This window comes from Terriglobus sp. YAF25 (genome assembly GCF_052113305.1).
Taxonomy (GTDB): domain Bacteria; phylum Acidobacteriota; class Terriglobia; order Terriglobales; family Acidobacteriaceae; genus Terriglobus.
Genome location: NZ_JBFRCY010000987.1, coordinates 1 through 1299, shown reverse-complemented (window position 1 = coordinate 1299; position 1299 = coordinate 1). Strand labels below are relative to the sequence as shown.

Annotated in this window: 2 protein-coding genes; one reads left to right on the top strand and one right to left on the bottom strand. The window is 57.9% G+C overall.

From position 1 onward, the window contains the following. Positions 1-292: chlorite dismutase family protein (locus AB4043_RS25880; protein ID WP_442308571.1), on the top strand; the 292-nt coding region annotated here is incomplete at its 5' end. 18 nt (positions 293-310) lie between these two features. On the opposite strand, the gene AB4043_RS25875 is transcribed toward AB4043_RS25880, so the two are convergent. Beyond that, on the bottom strand, positions 311-1299 hold a 989-nt coding region (locus AB4043_RS25875; RefSeq protein ID WP_442308570.1), incomplete at its 5' end, for a beta-galactosidase trimerization domain-containing protein.

Here is a 1299-nt window from a genome sequence, read left to right as displayed (position 1 = left end):
CTGGTACACCGAACCCATGGCTGATCRCCGTGCCATGATGCACGAGCACGGCATGATCGGCCGCCGCTACGCCGATCACGTCCGCCAGATCATCACCGGTTCCATCGGCCTTGATGACTGGGAGTGGGGAGTCGACCTCTTCGCCGACAATCCCATCATCTTCAAAAAGCTGATCTACGAGATGCGCTTCGACAAGGTGAGCGCGGTCTACGCTTCCTTCGGTCAGTTCTTTCTATCGGTTCGCGTCCATGCCGCCAACGTCAGCCAGTGGTTTGACGGCACGCTCGCCTGATCTGTCTGTTCCGAGCTGTTACACCTCCAGCGCGACTACCTCGTAAAGCTCCACGCGAGGGACAGTAAGAGAAACGCGCTTCCCATTCTGCTGGAACACAATCGGCATCCCTGCGTGGAGCAGGGATGCTTTTTTGATCTTCTTCGCATCCGGTAATCGAATCTCCAGCCTCTGATCTGTCAGCGTCGCCGGTTTGCGCATGTGTCCACGAAACGCATTTGCCCCCGTGTAGTTCAGCAGGTGGAAGGCATAGCCCGGCTGTGTCTCCCATGCGGTGACTTCAATCAGCCCATCTCCACGCACGTCAACGACATTGGTGTCCTTCAGCAGCCAGCGCACGGCGTTCGTAATCCGCCGGCCAAGATCAGGATGGTCGAGCCTCCAGAACGCGCTATCCATATCTCCGGCCAGATACACCAGGCGTGATGTTCCTGTCTCCCGGGCCACCATCGAAGGCAGATTGCTCGGCTCTTCCCGTTGATAGACGGCCTCCGGCGGATAGACCGGATAGGGCTTGATGAAGGTCATGGTGCTGCTTTGGATGGGTTCGACCGGCTGTCGCCATACCGGACCAGCGATCCAGCGTGTCTCTTCGAAGCCTTCCGTGAGAGGCCCGCGATTGCGGATGTACTGAAGATGGATACCGCCGATTGGGTCCGCAGCCTGCGCCGTCGTGCGCACGGCTTCGCCTGCCTTCTTGATTCCGAATAGATCGCCAAGAGCGAAATCATTGCGAGGCTTCCCGTTCTCGTCGAACAGGCCAGTCTGAAAGGTAGCCAGCAGGGAACCGCCCGCCTGTACAAACCGCCTGATAGCGCTGGCTTGCGTATCAGAGAGCAGAGCGACGTTCGGCAGAATCAGGACCGAGTACGCATGCAAGCGCTCCTGATTCAGGTCTTCCTCATGAACGAAGTCGAACGGAATCCTCGCCTCAACCAGTGCTGCATACATCCCTTCGATATGGTCGGTACGATCTTCGGTGTACGGAGCCTGGTAAAGAGTTACTG